At 47.4% G+C, this 22,729-nt stretch carries 22 protein-coding genes; 2 read left to right on the forward strand and 20 right to left on the reverse strand.

The window, feature by feature from the left end:
- Positions 1-91: 91 nt before the first annotated feature.
- The 17 genes from ABXT40_RS07990 to ABXT40_RS08070 all read right to left on the reverse strand — a co-directional run bounded on the left by ABXT40_RS07990 (position 92) and on the right by ABXT40_RS08070 (position 15,331).
- Entirely contained in the window at positions 92-298 is a 207-nt protein-coding gene (locus ABXT40_RS07990; RefSeq protein ID WP_443645087.1) for a hypothetical protein, read from the reverse strand.
- Positions 298-1,467 (reverse strand): EscU/YscU/HrcU family type III secretion system export apparatus switch protein, encoded by a 1,170-nt coding sequence (locus tag ABXT40_RS07995; protein ID WP_443645088.1) that lies wholly within the window; start codon positions 1,465-1,467, stop codon positions 298-300. The genes ABXT40_RS07990 and ABXT40_RS07995 overlap by 1 nt, the downstream gene beginning before the upstream one ends.
- Positions 1,460-2,290 carry a flagellar biosynthetic protein FliR gene (fliR, locus tag ABXT40_RS08000; RefSeq protein WP_443645089.1) on the reverse strand — a complete coding sequence of 277 codons (831 nt, stop codon included), beginning with the start codon at positions 2,288-2,290 and terminating at the stop codon, positions 1,460-1,462. Before fliR ends, ABXT40_RS07995 begins: the two co-directional genes overlap by 8 nt.
- A gap of 6 nt (positions 2,291-2,296) precedes the next feature.
- Complete coding sequence (gene fliQ / locus ABXT40_RS08005) at positions 2,297-2,563, reverse strand: flagellar biosynthesis protein FliQ (RefSeq protein WP_443645090.1); 267 nt, start codon at positions 2,561-2,563, stop codon at positions 2,297-2,299.
- 29 nt (positions 2,564-2,592) lie between these two features.
- Positions 2,593-3,414: a flagellar type III secretion system pore protein FliP gene (fliP, locus tag ABXT40_RS08010; RefSeq protein ID WP_443645091.1), complete on the reverse strand. Its 822-nt coding sequence runs from the start codon at positions 3,412-3,414 to the stop codon at positions 2,593-2,595.
- Positions 3,401-3,892 (reverse strand): hypothetical protein, encoded by a 492-nt coding sequence (locus tag ABXT40_RS08015; RefSeq protein ID WP_443645092.1) that lies wholly within the window; start codon positions 3,890-3,892, stop codon positions 3,401-3,403. The genes fliP and ABXT40_RS08015 overlap by 14 nt, the downstream gene beginning before the upstream one ends.
- Before the next feature lie 213 nt (positions 3,893-4,105).
- Complete coding sequence (fliN, locus tag ABXT40_RS08020; RefSeq protein WP_443645093.1) at positions 4,106-4,381, reverse strand: flagellar motor switch protein FliN; 276 nt, start codon at positions 4,379-4,381, stop codon at positions 4,106-4,108.
- Between the two features lie 121 nt (positions 4,382-4,502).
- Positions 4,503-5,465 carry a flagellar motor switch protein FliM gene (gene fliM / locus ABXT40_RS08025; RefSeq protein ID WP_443645094.1) on the reverse strand — a complete coding sequence of 321 codons (963 nt, stop codon included), beginning with the start codon at positions 5,463-5,465 and terminating at the stop codon, positions 4,503-4,505.
- 34 nt (positions 5,466-5,499) lie between these two features.
- On the reverse strand, positions 5,500-6,081 hold the full coding sequence (locus ABXT40_RS08030; protein WP_443645095.1) for a flagellar basal body-associated FliL family protein: 582 nt from the start codon (positions 6,079-6,081) through the stop codon (positions 5,500-5,502).
- A gap of 54 nt (positions 6,082-6,135) precedes the next feature.
- Positions 6,136-7,629, reverse strand: coding sequence for a flagellar hook-length control protein FliK (locus ABXT40_RS08035; RefSeq protein WP_443645096.1), 1,494 nt, complete (start codon positions 7,627-7,629; stop codon positions 6,136-6,138).
- Positions 7,630-7,733: 104 nt separating this feature from the next.
- Positions 7,734-8,153: a hypothetical protein gene (locus ABXT40_RS08040; RefSeq protein ID WP_443645097.1), complete on the reverse strand. Its 420-nt coding sequence runs from the start codon at positions 8,151-8,153 to the stop codon at positions 7,734-7,736.
- Positions 8,150-9,487, reverse strand: coding sequence for a FliI/YscN family ATPase (locus ABXT40_RS08045; RefSeq protein ID WP_443645098.1), 1,338 nt, complete (start codon positions 9,485-9,487; stop codon positions 8,150-8,152). Before ABXT40_RS08045 ends, ABXT40_RS08040 begins: the two co-directional genes overlap by 4 nt.
- Entirely contained in the window at positions 9,484-10,887 is a 1,404-nt protein-coding gene (locus ABXT40_RS08050) for a FliH/SctL family protein (protein WP_443645099.1), read from the reverse strand. Before ABXT40_RS08050 ends, ABXT40_RS08045 begins: the two co-directional genes overlap by 4 nt.
- 23 nt (positions 10,888-10,910) lie before the next feature.
- The gene (gene fliG, locus ABXT40_RS08055) at positions 10,911-11,954 is read right to left on the reverse strand and encodes a flagellar motor switch protein FliG (RefSeq protein WP_443645100.1); all 1,044 of its coding nucleotides are present in this window, start codon (positions 11,952-11,954) and stop codon (positions 10,911-10,913) included.
- Between the two features lie 33 nt (positions 11,955-11,987).
- Positions 11,988-13,706, reverse strand: a complete 1,719-nt coding sequence (gene fliF, locus ABXT40_RS08060) for a flagellar basal-body MS-ring/collar protein FliF (protein WP_443645101.1) — start codon at positions 13,704-13,706, stop codon at positions 11,988-11,990.
- Positions 13,707-13,772: 66 nt separating this feature from the next.
- A complete protein-coding gene (fliE, locus tag ABXT40_RS08065; protein ID WP_443645102.1) occupies positions 13,773-14,087 on the reverse strand; it encodes a flagellar hook-basal body complex protein FliE in 315 nt (104 codons plus the stop codon).
- A 17-nt stretch (positions 14,088-14,104) separates the two neighbouring features.
- Complete coding sequence (locus ABXT40_RS08070; protein ID WP_443645103.1) at positions 14,105-15,331, reverse strand: sigma-54 interaction domain-containing protein; 1,227 nt, start codon at positions 15,329-15,331, stop codon at positions 14,105-14,107.
- 252 nt (positions 15,332-15,583) lie between these two features.
- Here ABXT40_RS08070 and ABXT40_RS08075 point away from each other — a divergent pair, with 252 nt between their 5' ends.
- Positions 15,584-16,660 (forward strand): sigma-54 interaction domain-containing protein, encoded by a 1,077-nt coding sequence (locus tag ABXT40_RS08075; protein WP_443645104.1) that lies wholly within the window; start codon positions 15,584-15,586, stop codon positions 16,658-16,660.
- A gap of 57 nt (positions 16,661-16,717) precedes the next feature.
- On the opposite strand, the gene ABXT40_RS08080 is transcribed toward ABXT40_RS08075, so the two are convergent.
- The gene (locus tag ABXT40_RS08080; RefSeq protein WP_443645105.1) at positions 16,718-17,008 is read right to left on the reverse strand and encodes a hypothetical protein; all 291 of its coding nucleotides are present in this window, start codon (positions 17,006-17,008) and stop codon (positions 16,718-16,720) included.
- The gene (locus ABXT40_RS08085) at positions 17,005-17,406 is read right to left on the reverse strand and encodes a flagellar export chaperone FliS (RefSeq protein ID WP_443645106.1); all 402 of its coding nucleotides are present in this window, start codon (positions 17,404-17,406) and stop codon (positions 17,005-17,007) included. The genes ABXT40_RS08080 and ABXT40_RS08085 overlap by 4 nt, the downstream gene beginning before the upstream one ends.
- Before the next feature lie 57 nt (positions 17,407-17,463).
- Here ABXT40_RS08085 and ABXT40_RS08090 point away from each other — a divergent pair, with 57 nt between their 5' ends.
- Complete coding sequence (locus tag ABXT40_RS08090) at positions 17,464-17,838, forward strand: hypothetical protein (protein ID WP_443645107.1); 375 nt, start codon at positions 17,464-17,466, stop codon at positions 17,836-17,838.
- A 32-nt stretch (positions 17,839-17,870) separates the two neighbouring features.
- On the opposite strand, the gene ABXT40_RS08095 is transcribed toward ABXT40_RS08090, so the two are convergent.
- The gene (locus tag ABXT40_RS08095; RefSeq protein WP_443645108.1) at positions 17,871-22,715 is read right to left on the reverse strand and encodes a flagellin N-terminal helical domain-containing protein; all 4,845 of its coding nucleotides are present in this window, start codon (positions 22,713-22,715) and stop codon (positions 17,871-17,873) included.
- Between the last annotated feature and the right edge of the window lie 14 nt (positions 22,716-22,729).

Genomic DNA, 22,729 nt, shown 5'->3' on the forward strand with positions numbered 1-22,729 from the left:
TTTGCACAGCCATAGGGGCGGTTGCGATCATAGGTGATAAAATAATGCGCACAGCCGTGACATCTGACCTGATTTTTAACATCATCACTCATCAGCCGTCTCGCCATTTTGCGACAAATTCAGCGATCACAAATCGCAAACCACCAAGGCCGCAACAAGTTGCTGCTAGCAACCCAATCGCCCCACGCAATTTTTCGTTCTCTTCGAGCAACCCGAGGCTAAAAATCAACAGATAGGCCGATAAGCCAAAAAACGTTACCGTGCTGATCATTTCACCAATTGATTGTTGTTTTCGCATTAAACACCTCCTGCCCCAGCCACAAGCGGCTTACCGAATTCATCAAATTTCATATCTTCAGGCAATTCAACGTCTGGCCGTTCAAGATCTTCGCCGCGATCGACCCTGTAAATATATGCCAGAACAATTGCCACCGCCTGATATAGCATTTCAGGAATTTCGTTACCAATCTCACCACCAAAAAACAGCGCACGCGCCAATAGCGGGCTGCGGAAAACAGTGACATTTGCATCATTGCCGCGCTCGATAATCATTTCGGCAATCTTGCCCCGCCCCATCGCCAGAATTTTTGGCGCTTGCGAACTGCCAACGTCATATTTCAGAGCCACAGCAAAATGTGTCGGGTTGGTGATAATGGCGGTAGCCGACGGCACATCATCTAATGCCTCTTGTTGGCGCGACGCTTTTGCTGCACTTTCCATCTGCATGCGGCGGATTTTTGCCTTAACCTCGGGCGAGCCTTCAGCCTGTTTATGTTCGTCTTTTTGGTCCTGCTTAGACATCTTTAAAGATTTAGTGTGTACATGCCGCTGATACAAATAATCAATTATCGCAATCACCGCCAGCGCAAGAAGTAGACCACCCAAAAGCATTGGATATATAACAGATAATGACGAAACGGATTGACCAATTGATCGGAAAGGCAGCTGCAATATTTTTCCAGCCTGTGAGTGCAATATTAGTCCCGCAATGCCAATTAATAAGCTGGCTTTGAGGATGGCTTTACCAAGCTCAACCAAAGCTTTTGTTCCAAGCATACGACCTAGCCCGGTGATAGGATTCATTTTTTTACCCTTAAAGGCCAGAGCCTTCGGAGCGAAATTAAATTGCCCACTCACGGCGCGTTGGGTTAACACTGCAACTATGGCTAACGGAACGCCGATGACTAAACCAACCGTAAAGAGCAAGTGCAAAACAGCTGAGGCATTTGCAAATGCTAGGTTAGTCAAATCGGAACCTTGATCAAAATGAAAGAATTTTTTCCAACCTGCTAGTCCCTGATTTACGAACCCAGGAACTGCATACATCATCAAAAGGCCAGCAAACAGAGATGTAAGAATATTTACTTCCTGAGATTTGAGAACCTTTCCTTCCTCGAGAGATTTGTCAATTTTCTTTTGGGAGGGGTCCTCGGTCTTTTCCTGGCCATCATTTCCTTCTTCAGCCATTTGTCATTTTCCCTAAAACTAATCTAACGCTGTCAACTCCACTTTGCGACAGATCAGTCAGCGAATAACCCAATACGTCAACCCACATGTATAGTAGAACAAAAATAACTATCATGCTTATTGGAAAGCCAACTGCGAACAAATTCATCTGAGGTGAGGACCTTGAAATAACGCCAACAGCAAGGTTAATAGCCACTAAAAAACCTGTTACGGGCAACATGATAATTGTTGCCGCAGCAAACATTGATCCAGCCGCTGATAATCCACCCGTGATAAGCGCTTTTAAATTAGGCACATTTCCAACCGGCATAAACTGATAAGTGTCTAAAATTGCTTGCAGAACCAATATATGTCCATTCCAAGAAAGAAAAAGAACAGTCAGGAAAAGCGAAAATATTTTACTGACAACAGGTGTCTGACCACCTGAGTCAGGGTCCATTTGAGCTGCAAAACCTAACCCCGCTGACGCAGCAATTTTTTCCCCCGCCAGAAGCGCTGCGGAAAACCAAATCGTCAAAATCAAGCCCGAACCTATACCAATCATCAGCTCGGTTACGACCACTTGGACACCGGTCATAGCGTCAAAGCTCTGCCAACTGGGTACAGAAACATTAGATGCCACAGACACACCGAGTAACACAGCCATAATTATGCGAACTTGAATTGGAACTGATGAACCCCCAAAAAATGGAGATGCAATTAAAAATGCTCCAATCCGTAAACTTGCTAAAAACACTGTTGCTAATGTTTGAACAACAAACTGCATGCTTAATCCAGGTAAAGCACCAACTTCGGCTAGATTTGTTAGCGCAAGGCCTTCCATGATTATCTAAGCACTCTGCGCAACTTGATCAAAAATGAAACTAAAATAATCTGCTAACTGTACCATCATGAAATTTGCCAACAGACCAAACGCTATTACAACCAAAACCAATTTAGGCACAAAAGTCAGTGTCATTTCCTGGATGGATGTAGCAGCTTGCAAAATACCAATCACGAGACCAATGGCCAAAGCTACCCCAAGCAAAGGGCCTGAAATTACGAGTATCTGCCAAAATGCCATTCGCAAAAATTCTACATTTGCATCAAAACCCATCAGATGCGCTCCTTTAAGACAAGATCAAATTACACAACATAAGTGGCGACAAGTGACCCAACGGTCATTGACCAACCATCAACAAGAACAAATAGAAGTAATTTAAACGGCATTGCCACGAGCATGGGGCTTAGCATCATCATTCCCAAAGACATCAGCACTGAGGCAACCACCATATCAATTACCAAAAATGGCAGAAATAACAAAAAGCCAATCTGAAACGCTGTCTTCAACTCTGAAGTAATGAAAGCTGGTAAAAGTGCCGTCAGTGGTACATCTTCCGGCTCTTCGACCGCACCTTTATCAGCCAAGTCTAAAAACATATTCAAATCATGTTTGCGGGTGTTTTTAATCATAAATTTTTTCATATCGTTAGTGGCTGAGTTCAGTGCATTTTCAGCACTGATTTTGCCGTTAAGATAGGGTTCGGCAGATGTCTCATAAACAACGGTTAACGTTGGTGACATGATGAAAAACGTCAAAAATAATGCGATCGCAATTAGCACCTGATTTGGCGGAGTTTGTTGAGTTCCCATAGCTTGGCGCAAAATTGAGAGAACAATAATAATACGGGTAAATGATGTCATGCCTAACACTATGGAAGGCAAAACCGTCATTGCCGTCATCAAGGCCAAAATCTGCAGAGACAATGAATAGGATGTGCTGCCATCAGCACCATTGTTAGAAATTAAGGCTGGCAAACCAGCCCCAAATCCGGCAACATTGCTGACTAGGCCACTTGCGGCGTCCTGCGCCATCGCTTGACCTGCAAAGCCTGTACCAACCGCCAAAATAGCAATTAAGGCAACTGCCACTCGAAGGGCGATGGCTATCGGGCTACCGTGTTGCATTTTGTTGCCTCCAGGTTTGAAAGGTCTTTGCAAATGCCTGCTGCTGGTCATCTGACAACGCTTCATGTGTTTGGCCGGCGGCACAAGGCACAGCGCTTTTGGTAAATGGCTTGGCTGTGGCATGCGCCTGCATCGCACCGGCAACCGCTGCATCTAACTTGTCATGTTCGCTTGTGCCAAAATTTCTCTGAATGATTTGAGAGTGTGACCCACTATCGGAAACTGCTAATGGCACCAGACTTGGCGCATGGCCTTTGGCAGACACCATGATAAATTCTTGGGCGTCAACCTTAATCAACCGCAGTCTTTCAGTTTGGCTGACAGCTGTATCTTCAATGACAGAAACGCGTTTTCCCGCTTTCATGCTGGCGCGAATGACGGTGCTTTTCCTTCGCAGGATAATCAACATAAGGACCATCACGCCAAGAAATGCGACGGTAATCACGATTTGTTGAGTGCCTATGATATTCGTGTACATTGCCTGTCTCCGTCAAGATGATCCTGAATGAGAGAAAGGCAAAAAATGTGCCAAAATAGAAATCAGCCTCTTAAATAAACATTAAAGGCTGACTAGCTTTGTTTTTAGAGAGTTTTATGGCGTGTTTTATGCTTAGTCCATCAGTAAAACCCACTAGTCTGTTTTCTAAGTGTCAAATGAATGACACGCAAAACAAGCCCAGAAAAACCTCACTTAGAGATTTTCTACCCGCTTTTCAGGATCGACAATTTCGGTAAAGCGCACGCCAAATCGCTCGCCAACCATGACGATTTCACCTTTGGCAATCATGGTTCCATTGACCAGAATATCCAATGGGTCACCGGCAAGACGGTCAAGCTCGATCACCGCTCCTTCATTTAGGCGCAGCAAATCACGAATCTTAATTTCGGTGTTGCCAACCTCAACGGTCATCTGCACTTCAACATTTTCAAGAACACGCAGATTTTCAGCGGTCACTTTTGGCGGCACATTGGCGGCCCCATCAGCGGCTGTTGGTGCGGCTCGGATTCATCTGTCTGATTTTCAGTTTCATCTGCCATCGTGCTTTTCCCTCTTTTTGCCGGATCACCGGTCTTCATATTTAAGTTGCCTAGATCCGCCGTGACAGACTTACCGCCACCTGCCCCGACACTTCACCAATTTCAGCAAGGAAGATCGCGTTATCTTCAACCCGCACTTCAATACCCTCATTAATCTGGATGGGAACAACATCACCCGTTTTCAAGCGGATCAACTGACCCATCGACATAACGGGCTCGCCAAGAAGCGCGGTGATATTCAATGGAATATTCAAAATTGCCCGTTCCATTTTTTCACGCCAAGTCACGTCGTCATCACCGCTATCCGACTGCAACCGTGAGCGCAACTGTGATGCAATTGGCTTCAATGTTTGCAAAGGATAGACGACTTCAAGATTGACCGCCTCGGCATCGGGAAGCTGTATCAAAAAGGAACAAATGATCACCAACTCGCCACCATCAACAAAGGACGCAAATTGCGGGTTCACCTCACGGCTAGGCTGGGCAAAGGTGATTGGCATCAAATCTGACCAAGCCTCGGCAAGCGAATCACTGAGACCCCGGTGGACGTTTTCAATAACACGTTCTTCAGTACTGGTAAATTCACTCCGCTTTTGATCTGGCTGAAAAATTGATCCACCATAATAAGACGCGGTTAGGGTTGAGATGAATTTTGGCCGCAATGTCATCAACATTGGACCGCGTAATTCTTCCATACGCGAAATATTCAAATTCATGAAGTTATCAATGCTATCACAATATTCATCAAATGTTTTGACCTCTGGTGGAAATGGCGAAATACGCGGTTGGACGCGCAACATGGGTAAAAATACACCTCGGGCGACACGCGCGAAACGTTCGTTGATCAACCGCAACGCATAATAGTCACCCATTAAAGACAAGTCATCCTGACCAAACTGGAAAGCGCGCACGTCGCTAGATCCAGAAACATCGGCATTCACAACATAGGTCGAGCTCTCCAGCCCATCCATAAGCGCATCGACTTCTTCGCTTGATAATTTGCGTGATGACATGATCTAACCGCCCTTAAGCGTTACCGTGGAACATTTACTGCAGCACAAATGACGTAAAGTGAACTTCCTGAATACCCCCAAAATCCTCAAGTGCAATCAATTTTTGATTGATGCTTTCGGTCAATGCTTTTGCAAGTTGCTCACGCCCAGCTTTACCCTGAATGTCAGCCTCAGAAAACTCACTAATCGTATTCAGGATTTCTGAGCGGAGCCCCAATTGGTGCGCCTCAACATTCCCCATGACCTTGTCGTCATATTGCGTAGAAACACCAAGACCGACCTGCAGGAATTTACGGGAATTCATCAGGTTTGTTGTAAAGGTGCCTGGAAATTCGAAATAGGTTGTCATAAAGGTTTCAACCTCGGGGGTTTCCTTGGCGACCTTGCTCTCACCCTCAGCAGCCTTTTCGTCAGCTGCTTTCTTTTCTTCCGCTTCAACCATTTTACGTTCAATGATCTGCTCAATCTCTTCTGACGGATCTGGTTGATTGCTTCCAAACATAAAAAACCCAGCGCCGAGACCTGCACCAACTAAAAGCAGGCCACCAAGAGCAAATCCGAGAATTTTTAAAATTCCACGACTCTTTTTAGGCTGGTTATTTTCATCATCTGCCATAGTTTCATCCTCCAATGGACGTCCTTACCTAATACATTAGTAATTCCAACTGTACTAGGCTTGAATATTAATCAAATTTTCTGATCGCTCTGTAATTGCGCTTGCGCTGTTAACATCATCAGCATCGGCCTTGCTAGATGTTTTGGCCTGATTTTGTTGGTTAGCATGACCACCCGACATATTGCCACCAAACCCCAGCGATTGGCCTGAGTTGAGATTGCCAAGGCGAAGACCTGATGCCTCCAGCATTTGCGAGAGCCGTGCTTCAGAATCATTTAGCATCGATGCCGCAGCCGTTGTTTCAGTTTGAATCTGGATGTTTGTACGATCATTCTGGATAACAAGCGTGATCTGCATTTTGCCAAGATTGCGCGGGTTTAACTGGAAATCCAGCTGATCCTTGCCACCGGCAAGCCCCTTTTGCACGCGTTGAAGCAGCATCTCAGCCCAGTTGTTTTTGGCCATGTCAAGCGTCTGCAACATCGTCAAATTATTTAACAAGTTACCGCCTGTCGCAGCACCGGCTTGTCCACCTGATTGCCCACCAGCTTGTCCACCTGATTGCCCACCAGCTTGTCCACCTGATTGCCCACCAGCTTGATTATTCAAAGTCTGCCCATGAGTGCCAGATAAGCTATCAACCGAGGCTGATAAGGCCTGACTTGGCCGCGTCATATCGAGGCCAGTGCTCGCACGCACTAGCATATTATCGCCCTTTGCCAGTGGACTACCTGCCACAAGAGCCTGTTTTAGGCTTGCAGCAGTAGTGATAGCTTTATCTGATCTTCCATTAAAATCAACATCATCATCGCCAGAGAGCTTGGCATTGATTTCGGCGTTACGTTGTTCACGATTGGCGTCCCGAATGGCGCGAAGATTAGCAACGTTGCTCGCCATCTTGGCGTCAGCCGACAAGGCAGGCATTGGCCCGATAAATGTTTTAGATGCTGCTGCCTGACTGGTTGCTGCCAGTTCACCAGCAGGTGCTGCTTGCGCCGTCAGGCTTTGCATTAAGCCCTGAATTGGGCTAACGCCAATTTTAGGCAGATTGGCGGTAGCTTGACCGTACGACTTGCCGTCTTCAAAAGCCATGTTTACCCGGATTGATTTTGTATTTTGCAATGGATTGGTAACCGCACCCTTTGCTGGGTTTATGTGGGGTTCGAGCGGTACGGCTGCGACCATACCTGCCAAGGCATCGCTATTTTCATCGATGCTTCTTGCGTCGTTGTTTTCCATTCCCTCATCATTTGCCTTGCTGATTTGTTTTTTATCAAAGCCATTGGCCGCCTGCAACGCCGCAATCGTCCCAAGCAATGCTTGTTGTGGCGGAGTTTCAGTTTCATCTTTTTCAGTCGTTTGTTTCGCAAAAACACCAGAAATGGCCGCAGGGTCAACATTATCATCATCAGCAGATATATCACTGGTTGCACCGCCAAAAAGCGCCGCAAACAAGAGATCATCGCCATTGGCTTCGGTTTTCACCGCTTTCGAAGGCGCAGCGCCTGCCCCTGACATGTGAATCGATTTAGAAAAGATTTCTGACATTCTTAAAAAGCCCGCTTATCAAGGTCGAATACAACTCATCGCACAGGCGATGCAATTCGGATGCCATTCTTGACGCAATAATTGGATTTTTTGATCGCTGGGTTTTACCGTGGCTGACCCCGCCGACGTGACGCTTCATCATCTTCCCGCTTTGCGTCACGATCATTTCGCGCCTTTGTCCGGAGCGCATCGGCCTTGTTAGTCGATTTTTCACGGCGGCGATCGGATTGGGCAATTTTTTGCCTTAATTGCCGCAATTCCATGGCCAGGTGTTCAGAACGGTTGCTTGCCGTTTCAAGCTGCACGCGAATTTGAAAATTCAATTGAGCAGCCGCCCGAAGTGACCCTGCATTCTGCACACCATCACCGGGCGCTTGATCACGCGCCATTTCATCAAGCTTTTGACGCATTTCATCAATCTGCCGAGCTTCTTTTGACAGAGCACCAAGGCTTTTCATTTGCTGATTAATCGCAACGCGCTCTTTTAACGCAAGCCGATCAAAAATTGAAGCACGTCGGCTCATGGCCCAGCCTGCAGATTAAAAAGGTCAGTAAGGGCTTTTAAACTATCGGCATAGGATGCACTTTGGTCAAAGGGCTGTTGAATATGCGCCATTAATTTGGGCCAAAGTTGGACGGCAAGATCAAGGTCTTGATCCTGTCCCGGCGCATAGCCGCCCATTAAGATTAAATCGCGGTTTTCCATATAAAGCGAGACCAGTCGCCGGAAATACTGCGCCGCTTGTATCTGTGTTGGATCGGCAATGTCATTCATAACCCGACTAACCGAAGATGGCACATCTACGGCCGGATAAACCCCCAATTGTGTTTGTTCACGCGACAACAAAATATGGCCATCAAGAATAGCGCGGGCAGTATCAACCACTGGATCATTCGCATCATCGCCATCAGCCAAGACCGTATAGAACCCGGTGATCGACCCCTCATTGCCAATTCCAGTTCCGGTTCGCTCAATCAATGCCGGTATCATCGACACAACCGATGGCGGATAGCCTTTTGAGGTTGGCTGTTCACCGAGTGCAAGTCCAATTTCACGGCGCGCATGAGCAACACGAGTTAACGAGTCCATGATCAAAAGAACGTTTTTACCCTTTGACCGGAAATATTCGGCAATTGCAGTTGCCCGATTTGCCCCGCGTATCCGCAATAAGGGCGAACGGTCAGCAGGCTCTGCTACAATCACTGTCCGGTCGCGGGATGCGCCGTTCAAAACTTCGGCGGCAAAGCTTGCGACCTCACGTGCACGCTCACCAATCAGGCCGACAACAACAATATCAGCCTCAGTAAACCGAGTCATCATCCCTAAAAGAACCGATTTACCAACACCTGACCCGGCGATGATGCCAACTCGCTGTCCTCGGCCAACAGTCAAAAGACTGTTTATTACCCGAACACCAACATCAAGCTGCTTATCAACCGGTCGGCGCGCTAGCGGGTTAGTTTTTTTACCATTTAAAGGCCAGCTATCAGCAAGGTGCATTGGCTGCCCGTCGTCGAGTGCATGGCCAAGAGCATCAATCGCACGGCCAAGTAATTCTGGCCCTACTTTGATCGAGTGGCCGTCGTCACCGACTGTAACTTTAGCACCAACACTGATTTGTGCATTATGATCATGAACCGATAAGAGATTGTTATTGTCTTTAAAGCCAATCACTTCAGCATTAGTTGTTTCACCCTTTTGGGTGTCAACCTGGCAAAGCGTGCCAATCGTGGCGGGGAAGCCATCGCATTCAATAATGTGGCCGTCGAACCGGCTAACTCGACCTGACAGACGGATTGGCTTGTCAAAATCAAGCGCGTCAATATCACCTGTCAATTGTTCCATAAGCCTACTCATGACAATGTCTCGTCAGACGATGAGGAGGACTGGTCACCTTTTAAGGTTTTGGATGCAGCGTTGTCAGATGTGACGTTGTCAAATTCAGTATCATCTACATTTTGAACAGGATTGGACACATCAGCGGTTTCCACCGGTGTTGTTTCCGCTGGTGTTGTTTCCGCTGATGTTGTTTCGGCTGGTGTTATTTCACCTGGTGTCATTTGTTCTGATGTAATCTCTGGAGAGAGAACTGTGGGCTTTTTAGATGCTTCTTCCATGGTCTCTGCGGTTTCAGCATATTGCCCACCTAAGCGGGTTTCAGCAATATCATGCAATTCGACACCACCAAATTTTAGAACGACATCACCGCGTGCAAGGCTGGTCTCAGCAATAAAATCAAAATGCGTATCGGCTAAATACGGCAACATAACTTTATAATCATCAGCATTGATGTGTACTTTCCCAGCAGTCATTTTCTGGCCGATACTCGTCACGAGTGCCTCGATACGCAATAAGAAATTTTTAGGCATCTCGTCAATCTGATGGCCAGCGCGTTGGCTTGCTAACTTCAAAATTGCGGCATGGATTGATCGTGATAAATCTTCTGCCTGTAAAGCATGTGGCTTGGCAAGCGCCATAAGTGCTGCTTCAAAAGTAGATATAGTGTCGGCCAACTTCGCCCGCGCTGCAGCTTCGGCATCGGCTTTGGTCTCAGCAACCCCTGCGTTCCGTCCGGCAATAATACCCTCAGCTTTGCCACGTTCAAATGCCGCAGTTACGGTCTCAAAATCGCTGGCAATTTCCGAAGCTGGCGCAGCATCGCCGTCACCATCATCCACTGTTGAACCATGTTCAGCGGCATCATTAGCAAGCGCATCATTGACCGGACTGCCACCCACACCAGAAGATTGATCATCTGACCCGATATCAGGCGCCGCATCTGGCATAATATTTGGGAAGACTTTACTGATTGTTGATGGCGGACCGTTAGGTGACCCAGTTTGCAAACTCGCATTTTCAACATCGTTGGCGGGTATCAAATCTCTATCATTTCTGCCTGTTGCCGGGCCTTGATCGTCAAGGCTTGGATCAGCAGAAGTGGCGTCGACAGTACTCGGGTCATCAAAATTTTGATCTTCATCCGCTCGTGCCTCGCTTGCAGGCGCACCCTCGGAGCGCTGTCCCGCGGCACGTGACTCCTCGGCTTGTTTGACCGCTTCAATTTCGGCGTCACGTTTCTGCGCTTCAATCGCAATTTCCATCAAACTGCGAGCTTTAAAGTTATTGTTTTTGGCAAGATTGCGGGTTTCGGACCGTTTGAATTCGGCATTTTGCAACACTGCAAGAAGGTGGGCGACCTCACTCTCAGCAAGGTGGCCACTTTGCTCTTCAACGTCTATTTTGACCGCATCGATCATGTTACGAATACTCTATTTCCAACCTAAACAAAGTCATCGCCGCCACGACCGGCAAGGACAATACTGCCCTCATCCGACAATCGTCTCGCAACATTGATGATTTCTTTTTGCGCGGCCTGTACTTCTGTTAGGCGGACTGGCCCAAGTGCTTCCATTTCATCTTGGATATTGGCCGCAGCACGTTTTGACATGCACGAGAACAACTTTTCTTGAAGAGGCTCATCAGCTCCCTTCAGGGCCATAATTAATAATTCGGTATCAACCGAACGAAGAAGCGTCTGCAAAGATTTGTCATCTGACATAATCAGGGTGTCAAAAACAAACATACTTTCTTGGATTGCAAGCATCAGGCCTTTATCGCCTTTGGCGATGTCTTTCATAATTCGACCTTCCATGGCCTGCTGAGTAAAGTTCATGATCCTTGCAGCCGCATCGATACCACCAACTTGCGTTGCCCGAAGTGAGGTATTTGCTTTAAATTTACGTTGCATCACATCTTCAAGCTCACGAAGTGCATCTGGCCCGACTGTTTTTAGAGTAGCAATCCTACGGATAACTTCCGATTGTATATTTTCAGGCAGCAGTCCAAGGACATCAGCGCCAAGACCAGCATCAAGATAAGACACAACAAGCGCAACAATTTGTGGGTGCTCGTCAGAAATCAATTCGGCAATCGAACGCGCATCCATCCAGTCAAGAATTTCAATCGGGCGCGAACTTGTCGATGGCGCAATCCGGCTTAGCACTGATTGCGATTTATCCTCCCCAAGCGCCTTGACCATAACATTGCGGATATAATTTCCCGCCCCCATGCCAAGGCTGGTCTGCGCCTTGATGATAGCCAGAAATTCATCAAGAACAAGGTTCACTGTTTCCTGATCAAGCCCTTGAACCGAATACATTGCTGTACCCAGATGCTGGACCTCACGCGGCGAAAGATTCCGCAGAATTTCTGAGGCTTCATCTTCACCAATCAACATCATCAAGATCGCCGATTTTTGCGTTCCGGTCAGATTATCAAAAACTGACCCGTTATCCATTTCTTGGTCTTCTGCTGGAGCAGCCATTTTACTCACCTTTTACTTTCATCATCTTACCGCTTAGCTAATGTCGCGGGACATCATCGACTTGAACACGTTGGATACGCGACCCGCCTCGTCAGAGACAATCATACGGATTACCGCAACCTTGTCATCATAGGTATTCGCCGTATCCAACATTTCTGCTGAAATTGCTGCCTTCTTCGGCTTTAGCTTAGCCTTAATATCTTCAAGGCTTTCCCCTTCGCCAACCTCGATATGATCAATATCAATCTCATCTTCAGAAGCAGACGCACCATGCATACCCGGAACTTGTGTCGGGATCAAAATGCGGCTCAGTAGCGGGCGAACAACGCCAAGAATAACAATAGCGAGGATAAGCACAAATCCAGTTTGATTGATGATTGAGCGCATATAAGGCTTTTCAAACCATTCCATCTTCACGCCTTCAGATAATTCATTCATGAAGGGCGCACTTGAGACGGTTAGACTGTCGCCGCGCTCTTTATCAATACCAACAGCATCTGCAACAAGCTTTTCGATCTGTAGCAACTCACCTTCAGACATTTTCTGCGTTGTTGGCGAGCCGGTTTCGGGGTCCATAATTGTGCGTTCGCGCACCAGAACCGCGGCATTGATCTTACGAATCACGTTGGTCGGCTTCATTGTGCTTGAAACCGTTCGGCTGACCTCATAATTCTTTACCTCGCTTGAAGATTGCGATCGCATTTCTTCATTGCCGCCATTTGCAGTTGATTGTGTTTCCAGATTAGCCGCAGCAGGTGGCTGGTTGGCAAGCGCGCCCGGAATCCCCTTTGCTTGGGCTGCCATTGTCTGATCCGATGTGTTTTGTTCACTTCGAAGTGCGTTGCCTTTTGGATCAACAATTTCCTCGGTAACCTCGCTACGCGTGAAATCGATATCCAAATTGATCTGAGCATTTATATTGCCAGCTCCCACAATCGGGGTCAGTAACGATGTGATACGGGCTCGGTAAATATCTTCCAACCGGATCCTATGCTCGAGCTGGTCATTTGACAAACGACCTTCAGCGCTGTCATTGCTGCGCGATAGTAAATTGCCATTCTGATCAACCACAGACACATTTTCCTTGGTCAGGCTCGGAACCGAGGCTGATACCAAATGCAAAATCGCCTCAATTTGAGAACGGCCAAGGCTGCGCCCACGTGCAAGCTGCAAAAAAACCGAAGCTGTTGGCTCAGCCTGCTGCCGCACAAACACCTCTTTATCAGGAAGGGCAAGATGCACCCTTGAACTTATGACCAGATCAATCTCGCTGATTGATCGGGCGAGTTCCATTTCCTGAGATTGTTTTAATTTAGCAGCTTCAACCGACCTGCTTGATCCCAGTTGAATGGTGTCTAGCTGCTCATAACCTGTCCCTGCTGATGCTGGCAGACCCTGCGCGGCCAATGTCATCCGCGAACTGTGAAAATCCTCAGTTGGAACAAGAACATCACCCGTTACCGGATCCAGCGTAACATTTACCCCCGAATTGCGAAGCGCATCAAGAACGCGCGATTTTTCCGCTTCGGGAAGACCCGCATAAAGCGTGGTCCGTGCTGGCTGCTGCATCCAGAGATAGGTCCCAAGACCAATCACCGCAACTGCTAACGCAATGAAGGTTGGCAGCGAGCGTTGAAATGCCGGCTGATTATAAATGCGACTGACTTGTGAAACGAGTGATCCAGCTTGCCGAAAAACACCTGTGTCATTCGAAACCATTTCGCTATTCTGATTTACAACTGCGTCGGCCATGTTTTTATTTCCTGAGCTTTAAATAAGTGGGTCTTCATTCAATTTTTAACCAGAGTTCGATAATGCCTAAACGGGCATATTCATAATATCCTTATAGGCGCTGAGCATTTTGTTCCGCACGTTCAAGGTTAGCTGAAATCCAAGGCTGGAAACCTGCTGGCTGATCATAACTTTCGAAATGTCATTTTCGGTGCCAAGCTCATAGGATTTGGTCATGTTAGCGGCCTCATTCTGGGCATTTGCAACTTCTTTTAAGGCATTACTCATGCGGTCGGTGAAACCAGTGTTGTTGGTTTCGGGGGTAAGGGCTGCATCGGCTTGCGCACGCAGTTGGGCGCGAAGCGAGGAAATTGGGCCAGTCATTGAATTAATTTGTGTCATATCCACCTCTTAACCGGTTAAGCACTGGCACTTTTTGAGAGCGCAACTTCGGTTGTCATGCTTTTTACAATCCGCTCTTGAATGGCACCATCGACCATGATATCGCCTGCCATTATTTTGCCGCCAGTCGACAGAACGATCGCCCTTTGCAAAACATTTTCTAGCTCGCGAACATTCCCCGGCCAATTGTAAGACAACAGAATTTCTGCTGCTTCGTCATCAATTGACGGAAGGTCATCAAGAACCATGCTGTGACGTGCGAGCAAGATGCTGCTGATTGGAATAATATCATCGGTGCGCTGTGCCAGATTCTGGGTCGTTAACGGGAAGACATTCAATCGGTAGAAAAGATCTTCACGGAATTTGCCATTACTGATTTCAGCCAGCATTTCGCGGTTTGTGGTGGCAATCACCCGAACATCAACATCGATCTCACGTTGACTGCCCAGTGGCGTGACCTTGCGCTCTTGCAATGCCCGCAACAATTTCGCCTGCAAAGACAACGGCATTTCAGAAATTTCATCAAGTAACAAAGTGCCACCATCAGCAGCTCGAAAAATGCCCTTATTGGCAGTTGATGCACCCGTAAACGCCCCCTTTTCGTGACCGAACAAAATCGCTTCAAGCATATTTTCAGGGATTGCAGCACAATTAACAGCGACAAAGGCTTTTTCCTTGCGGCTTGATTGATTATGGATGAATTTGGCTAGCACCTCTTTACCCGTTCCGGTCGGGCCATTAATAAATACAGTGACATCGGTCACAGCAACACGGCTAGCCAGCGCCATTAATTGGCGGCTATTCGGGTCAGCAACGGCAACATGGTCGCTGTCTAGACAAAGTGTCACCGCCATTTGCAGACTATAATTTGCCGCCGCAGGGGTGGTTTGTGCGGATTTTGGCATGCTCAGCCGGATCAGTTTGCCATTCATCTCATGCGAGACGAAGAAGCTATCGCTCTCATCATGCCCGATCACCATTATTTTTTTGGCTTTCATGCCTCGTGCCAAATCAACAATGCTGGAAGTACCACCATTTTTTTCAGCAAATTCGGCACTACATAAAAATAAATCATAGTTGCGCAGAATTTTGGAGTTCGCGTTTGCCGAACCAGTCGCACTGTCATTTGCGGAATTGTTCGTAGCTTCCTCACGAATGCCAATTTCGGCCATCCGCGTTGTGAAAATATCGACCAGAATGTCTGCCACAGGCAGTAACTGTCTCTCAATACAAACTTTAACCATGTGTCATGTCTCCCGACTAATCATGCACATCGGTAAAGGCAAAAACTAAGCCAAGTAGAATCATGAGAGGATAAAAATATCTATCTATCTAATTTATTTATATTTTTTGTTGGTTGATTTAAAAATGTGGATTGAATTTTTTTTGACACATAAAACAAAAAGATGCTCTTTTTTGTTCAAATTTCTGACACCATGCTCTATTGTTACCTTGAGACATGAGTTATTCGTTCTAATTTTAGTTGGGTATTTGTTGTGGGTGAAGACGAACTGGTTGGCCAATCCGCAGCAATGCGTGATGTAAGAAGGCTCATAGATATTGCAGCTCCAGCCAAGACAACCATTCTCGTGCTTGGCGCAACCGGTACCGGCAAAGAACTCGTCGCCCGCAGCATCCACAAATCGTCGGCAAGAAAAGGCGATTTGATCTCGATCAATTGCTCGGCTATTCCAGCTGAATTGTTAGAGTCGGAACTGTTTGGCTATGAAAAAGGGGCTTTTACCGGCGCTGAGAAAACCCGCCAAGGCCGATTTGAGATGGCTTCCGGCGGCACATTATTTCTCGATGAAATCGGTGATATGCCATTGCCACTGCAAGCAAAGTTGTTGCGGGCGATTGAAACCCGCACCATCCAACGCGTTGGTGGTGGAAAGGATATCCCGATTGACCTTCGGCTTGTTTGCGCAACACATCAAAATATCGAAGCCGATATCGAAGCTGGTAAATTTCGCGCCGATCTATTTTACCGGATCAATGTCTTCCCGATCAAATTGCCCGCACTTGTGGAACGCGCGGTTGATATTCCACAAATCGTCGTTGCCTTGAAAAGGGCTATGGAAAACCAAGATAATAATGGCCCCCTTCCCGAATTTGGCGAGAGCGCCTTGCAGGAATTTATGCGTTATCCTTGGCCGGGGAATGTGCGCGAATTGCGCAATGTAATTGAACGTGCATGCCTATTATATCCGGGAAACAAGCTTGAGGCAAAGCATGTGCGCAATCATTTGCTGCGTTTGCGTGCGCCCGACCCTGCCGAAGAACAAGACGCGCTGTGGGCGGCATCAGCCGATCTTGAGCAGGCGGACATTGCCGATAATGAAACTGACAACGATACCCCTTTACCCCACCCAAGCCATTATCGGGACTGGTTCGCATATTTTGACACCATAGACGTAAGGCGGCATCTTCAGGATATTGAGATTATCCTGATAGAGGCAGCGTTGGAGAAATCCAATGGTATGATCAGCCATGCAGCAGATGCGTTAAAACTTCGTAGAACAACACTTATAGAAAAAATGAAAAAATTCATGATCGAAAAACCGGTATCATGATTTGCAAATACGCGACAGGTTAAGGCACGAGCGGTAGCAAGTTAGCCTAGTGTGCTGTTAATAATCCATGTACGCGCGCTTAGCTTTAAGTGAACGGCTGGTTTGCTTGCTAATCAGGCTCATATCTTCTTGAACTTTTTGGATCAGTTTAGCATTGTCCCGCGCGCACTCTTCTACCAGGGTGAAAAAGCCAGCGTGGATTGATTGATTATCCATCAGACAAATGTCTTTTAATATCTCTTGGCGCGCACGATCTAGAGCGGTCGCCCGTGGGTAGTCTTGCTCAGCTATAGCTGACGCAATATGGCCATTCAACACCTGGAATTGTTGAGCAATGTCGTTTGTCATTTACCAACCTCTGCGCCAATAGCTTGCCACGCATCCCGAATTTCGCTAAGCGCTTGCTTCGCCTTTGGTGTACCCTCGGCGGTTCCTTTACCTAGGTCTGCAATCAACTGTTGACGGGCAAATTCGTACAATTGGAATAAGTTTGTTGCAATTGGTTCACCCTTTTCAAAATCAAGCGATGATTGGAGCGCATAAATGATCGTCAGGGCTCGCGCAAAATGCTTTGACTTTTGCTCTTGATCACCACCATTCCTCACATCAATGTTATCTTCAAATATCTGCATGGACTTCAAAAGCCCATCAAGGATGGTCAGTACTATGAGGTGTGGGTCGTTCATTTCCTCAAGAGCTTGCCGTTCTGCGTTCTTGTAGGCCTTGGTCATGTTTTGGTAGTTCATTTGAGATTACCCACGTATTGAATTGCTTTTATTGCAAAAAAATGTTATTTTTTCTTAATGTTTATACCACCAGCCACCGAAATAAGCCCAGCTCGACAACGTCAGGCTGAAAACGGCTCAAGTGAGAGCCTTCGAGGCGCTGCAGCCATTTCATCTGCAAGCGTTGTGCCAACCCTGCGCCAAACAGTGAGCGGTGTGGAGGTAATCCATCCTAGCTCAAACTTGCCTCAAAATTACCATTCAATGCCACAGGCTCGTATTTATCACCCAAAGCAAGCACCATCAGCCGTTACGTCGGAAAATTTTCTTACAGCTCGAGCAGCGCTTAACCCCGGGTTTATGCAAAATGTTGCACAAACAAATATTGCGCGGGTATCTAATTTGTATCGCGACATCCCAGAGTTCAAAAATGATCTGGATATCCTTGTATAACTAATCGGTGCAGCCTTATCATTAACCAATAATTAAATCAGCATATTAATCAAGCTCCGCTTTTGCGCTGATGCCAACGAAATCATCTCTGACGCCGCACCAGCCAGAATTTGTTGTTTTGCCATACGCGACGCTTCGCTGGCCACATCAGCATCAAAAATACGGCCGCGCGCAATTTGTGTTTGCATCAACACCGCAGACAAACGCTCTACATTAGAGATAAGCTGCACCTTCTTGGCGCCAAGAATGACTTGAGTTTTGCTCATCCGGTCGATCACGGACCCAATTGAAAACATTGCCTCTCGAGCACCAGCAGCGGTGCTAATATCAACTGACGCCAAAACAAGATCCGTATCGTCTGAGTAGTCATTCAACAGAGTGACACTCAGTCGATCAGTGTATGTTGTTACCAGGTCGGAATGTGTGTAAATGACATCCATGTCAAATGTCGTCTGCCCATTATCAAAATCAACATCATACGACGAAATGCTCTGAATGTTGCCCGAAGCATCAATCTCAAAGTAAACGTGATCATTGGCACCATTCACTGTTGCCGTTGCTAATGTAAAATTGCCACTGTAACCGTCTGAACTCGCATACTCATTTAGGTGGGACATCAGCGTATTAGCAATAGTAATTGTTTCAGCTTCTCTTACCGAGACATTGGTTTGCGAAATCTGATAAGTCGTTTCTGTCAGATTCAGTGTAACAGCCTCGGTGTGGATAATTCCATCTGCAGTATACAGAATGTTAAAATTGTATGAGCTTTGGGTTAAGTATCTCAACTCGCCAGTACTTGTTATATTTCCACTTGCGTCCACACTAAAACTGGCCGCATCAGTTCCAGTTATCGAGTATGTCCCTGCTGGTGAGCCAGGATTTCGAGAGGCGTATGTCGCGGTACTCGTGAATTCACTTGCCGTAATTGTCAACGACTCTGTTTCCTCTGCTGTAACCGTGGCTGTTGATGTCAGAGTATCATTAAGCGTCAATGTGATTGTATCAACGAACGCGTCACTGCCAGATGCTGCAGTTTCGGTGTAGGACAGGGTGAACACGTAAGTATCTTGCGTGCTGTAATCGAGCGCCCCGTTTGATTCAATATTGCCATCACTATTAATGGTAAAGCTGGCGCCATCAGTCCCCCCAATCGAGAAGGTGCCATTCGTACCATCACGCGATGCAAAGCCGCGGATTTTCGTCAGATCATCAAGGTAAATCGTAATCAGGTCAGACTCGTCAGCATTGAATGTCGAGGTGCCTTGCAACGCCTCAGTCAGCTCTATGGTAATGGTCTCGCTATGTGTCACACCAAATCCATCCAGGTAATCAAGTGTAAGCGAGTAAGTCGATTTATCAGCCTGAACCAGCGACTGCCCGGCTTTGGTGGCAATCTCGCCGGTAGAAGCATTCACATCAAAATAGCCAGCATCAGTGCCAGACAAGCTGAATGTGCCACCCGGTTTCTCTGTCTGATAGTTTTGCGAACTTGTGAGCTGTGCAATCGGGATGGTTAGGCTTTCGGTTTCCTCGGTGGTGATTGTTGCCGTAGAGGTCAATGTATCGGTGAGTGTCAGCGAAATGCGCTCGACGAATGTCCGACCATCTGAAGCCAGATAATTAAGATTAAAACTATAGCTTTGTTGGGTGTCATAATCCAATGCGCTATTCGATGTTATTTCACCATCGCCATCCACGGTGAACAACAAATGATCACCGCCGCTTGATGACAAGCTGTAGGTGCCCGCATTACGGTCACGACCGGCAAAATCGCTGATATGGCTTGATGGGGTGATATCAACACCGCCTGACTCGGCAGCGGTTAGTGACTGCGAAGACTCCAGTGTTTCAGTAATCCTCAGATTGACCGTTTCGGTAGAGGTAAGACCACCCACCGTATAAACCACATTGAAGTCATATGCATCATAGTAATTGTAGACATTGCTCGACCCGATACGCAAAGACACGCCGGCAGCATTTGTCACAACGCCGGTGTTGCTGATATTGAAACTGCCCGCATTGGTTCCGGTCAAACTATAGGTGCCACCAGTGCCATTGGTAGAGACAAATGAGGCTGTTTCGGTAAAGTTTGCAGCCGCGATGGTTAACGCATCTGTTTCTTCGGCAGTTATGTTTGTGACTGATGAGGTTGATGTTGGATCAGGAATGGTGATGGTCACAGTCTCGGTGAAAACCGTGCCGCCCACGCTATAGAGAACGTCAAAAATGTGGCTCGCTTCGACACTGTAATCAAGCGCCGCATTTGAGGTTATTTGACCGGTGCTGCTGTTAATGGTGAAATCCAGATAATCATTGGGATCAGCTGAATTTGACGCGAGGCTCCAGCTGCCGCCAGTATTCGCCTGTGCAAATGTGTAAATTTTCGATAAGGCATTATTGCTTGGTGTGATGGTAACCGGGCTGCCATCAACAACCGAAATGCCGGACTCGGCCTGTAATGCCTGCGTCAGACTAATGGTGATGGTATCGCTGTGCGTAACCCCGCCAACCGTGTAATCAAGGCTAACTGTGCGAGTTGCCCCCTCCGCCAGATACATGCCGGTTATAGACACTAAATTATTGCTGCCATCGAGTGTGAAGTCACCAGCATTGGCTCCGCTTAGCGCAAAACTGCCGCCAGGGTTGCGCGCCACAAAATCAAGTGTGCCGGCAAGATCAGCAAAGTTGATCGTCAGCTGATCCGTTTCCTCGGCCGTCACCGATGTCGATGATGTCAGCGTGTCCAGCAAATTTAATACAATCGAATTGGTATAGGTGTTGGCGCCCACGCTATACAAAACGTCAAAATTATAGACCGACTGTGTATCAAAATCCAAGGCGGCAGAGGTGATTGCACCGGTGCTGACATTGATTGAGAAGTTGGCATAGTCAGAACCGGTGTTGGCGATGCTGAATGTCCCGCCGCCATTGGCGCTGACATAGCTGGCCAATTCCGACATATCAGACAGCGCAATGCTTACAGAGTTGGATTCTTGCGCATATGCAGTTGTCGTTGCAAACAATGCCGGGGTCAGATCAACCGTCACCGACTCTTTGTGATATCCCCCATCTGACCGCGTGTAGGTCACATCAAAGCTATATGAGGTTTTGACAGAACGCAGTAATGCAGATGAGGTAATATCACCTGTTGTCTGGTCAATTGAGAAATAACTGGCGTCAGTGCCACTTAGCGTATAGCTGCCAGCGTTGCTGTCACCAGTGGCCGCTGAATCAAGACTAGCCAATAATGCCCGTGCGATTGAAACAGCAGATGATTCTTGTGCTTCCAGCGTTGTTGATGCGGTGGATGTTTTTGAATCACCGCCGGTATCAGTGACGCTGAGATTGCTGACAATCACCTCAGAGCCAACAATTGTCCCACCATCATTATCAAAGGCACCACTGACAAACACAAATTTGTACAAACCATCAATGCCAGCGCCCAAGGTTTCAGACACTGAGATGGTACCCGTGCTACCGCTGGCATTATGCGTATAATCGGTCAACTCGATGGTTGTCCCATCAGATGTGTTCAGCAAATAGGCATAGACATCAGCATAATCGCCGGCTGACCCAACGCCGGTAAACTCCCAGTCAAATGACACAACATCACCAGTGTTCAACGAAATAGCATCTGAACTGATCATTGCCGGGCCATGCACAATACCCTTGCTCACGGTTTTGATCTCGTTGGTGGACAAAGTCATGCTGCCTGCCGCTGCACTGTAGTCCCAGTCAATCGAACTGTTGCCAAGGCTGGTGGCAATTTGCCCTGTGTTGCCATCTCCAACGCTCCCAACTGGGTCACTATCGGTTGGCGTTGCAAATCCCCCAATCTGTGCAGTCACCGATCCACTGCTGCCTAACTCAATCTGAGACTGCACAATATCCCAACCAGAATTAAAAACGCCCCCAGCAAAATTAAGCGTGTCGAGCACCGAGGCGGTTGTTACAGACGCAGTCGAACTTGCCGGGATACCAGTCGTGCTTGATGTTGGGTCAGCCCATCTGTCTGATGGATCAGTCACGGCTGATGAAGACAGGTAATCCAGCGCCGCAGATGTTTTCGTGGCGGTGTTCGTTGGCAATATGGTCCGTGATGACGCACCATATCCAACCGTACTGCCACCGCTTGTTGCGGCGAGCGTTGTGACTGTTGAATTTGTTGCTGGCACATCAAGGCTTGATGAACCGCTAGCCCTGCTGTCATCAGGCGTATCAAATTCAGATGTCGCTGCGGCGGTTGATGAAGACAAATAATCAAGAACAGATGAACCAGACGCGCGGCTTGAAGCCGGCACATCGAACGCTGATGTTGCAGATCCCGTTTGTACTGGTCGAAGCACCTCAAGAGAGGAACCGGCTGCCGCCGCAGTTGCCGCAATCGGCGTAGCAGTCTCAACTCCATCAATTGCAATTGAGAGCGTTTCTGACACCGTGTTACCAATCTGCATGGTTGTATCCAGCGTACCGTCCAGAAGACCAATTTTGTTAAAGTTTGTGCTCTCGGCAATCCTCAGCAATTCAGCATTGAGAGCATTCACCTCTAACTGTGCCGCGGCACGGTCAGTTACACTCAAATGCCCATTACTGTTTTGCACCGCTAATTCACGTACCCGTTGGGCGATGGCCGATGTTGTCTGCAAGCCAGCGGACGCAGTGTCAAACAGAGAGATGGCATCCATTGTATTTTTGATAGCCACAGAAAGCCCAGCAATTTGGCTGTCCATTTTTGAAACAACGGCCATACCAGCACTATCATCAGCGGCCGAGTTAATGCGCGCGCCCGAAGACAGCCGCTGGACGGCTGTTTCGACAGCATTGTTAGCGGTTAGCAAATTATGCCGACCAACCAAACTTCCAAAATTTCTATTCACAGAAATCAAGACGC

Origin of the sequence: Candidatus Ponderosibacter sp. Uisw_141_02, from assembly GCF_048087665.1 — a bacterium.
GTDB lineage: Bacteria > Pseudomonadota > Alphaproteobacteria > Puniceispirillales > Puniceispirillaceae > UBA3439.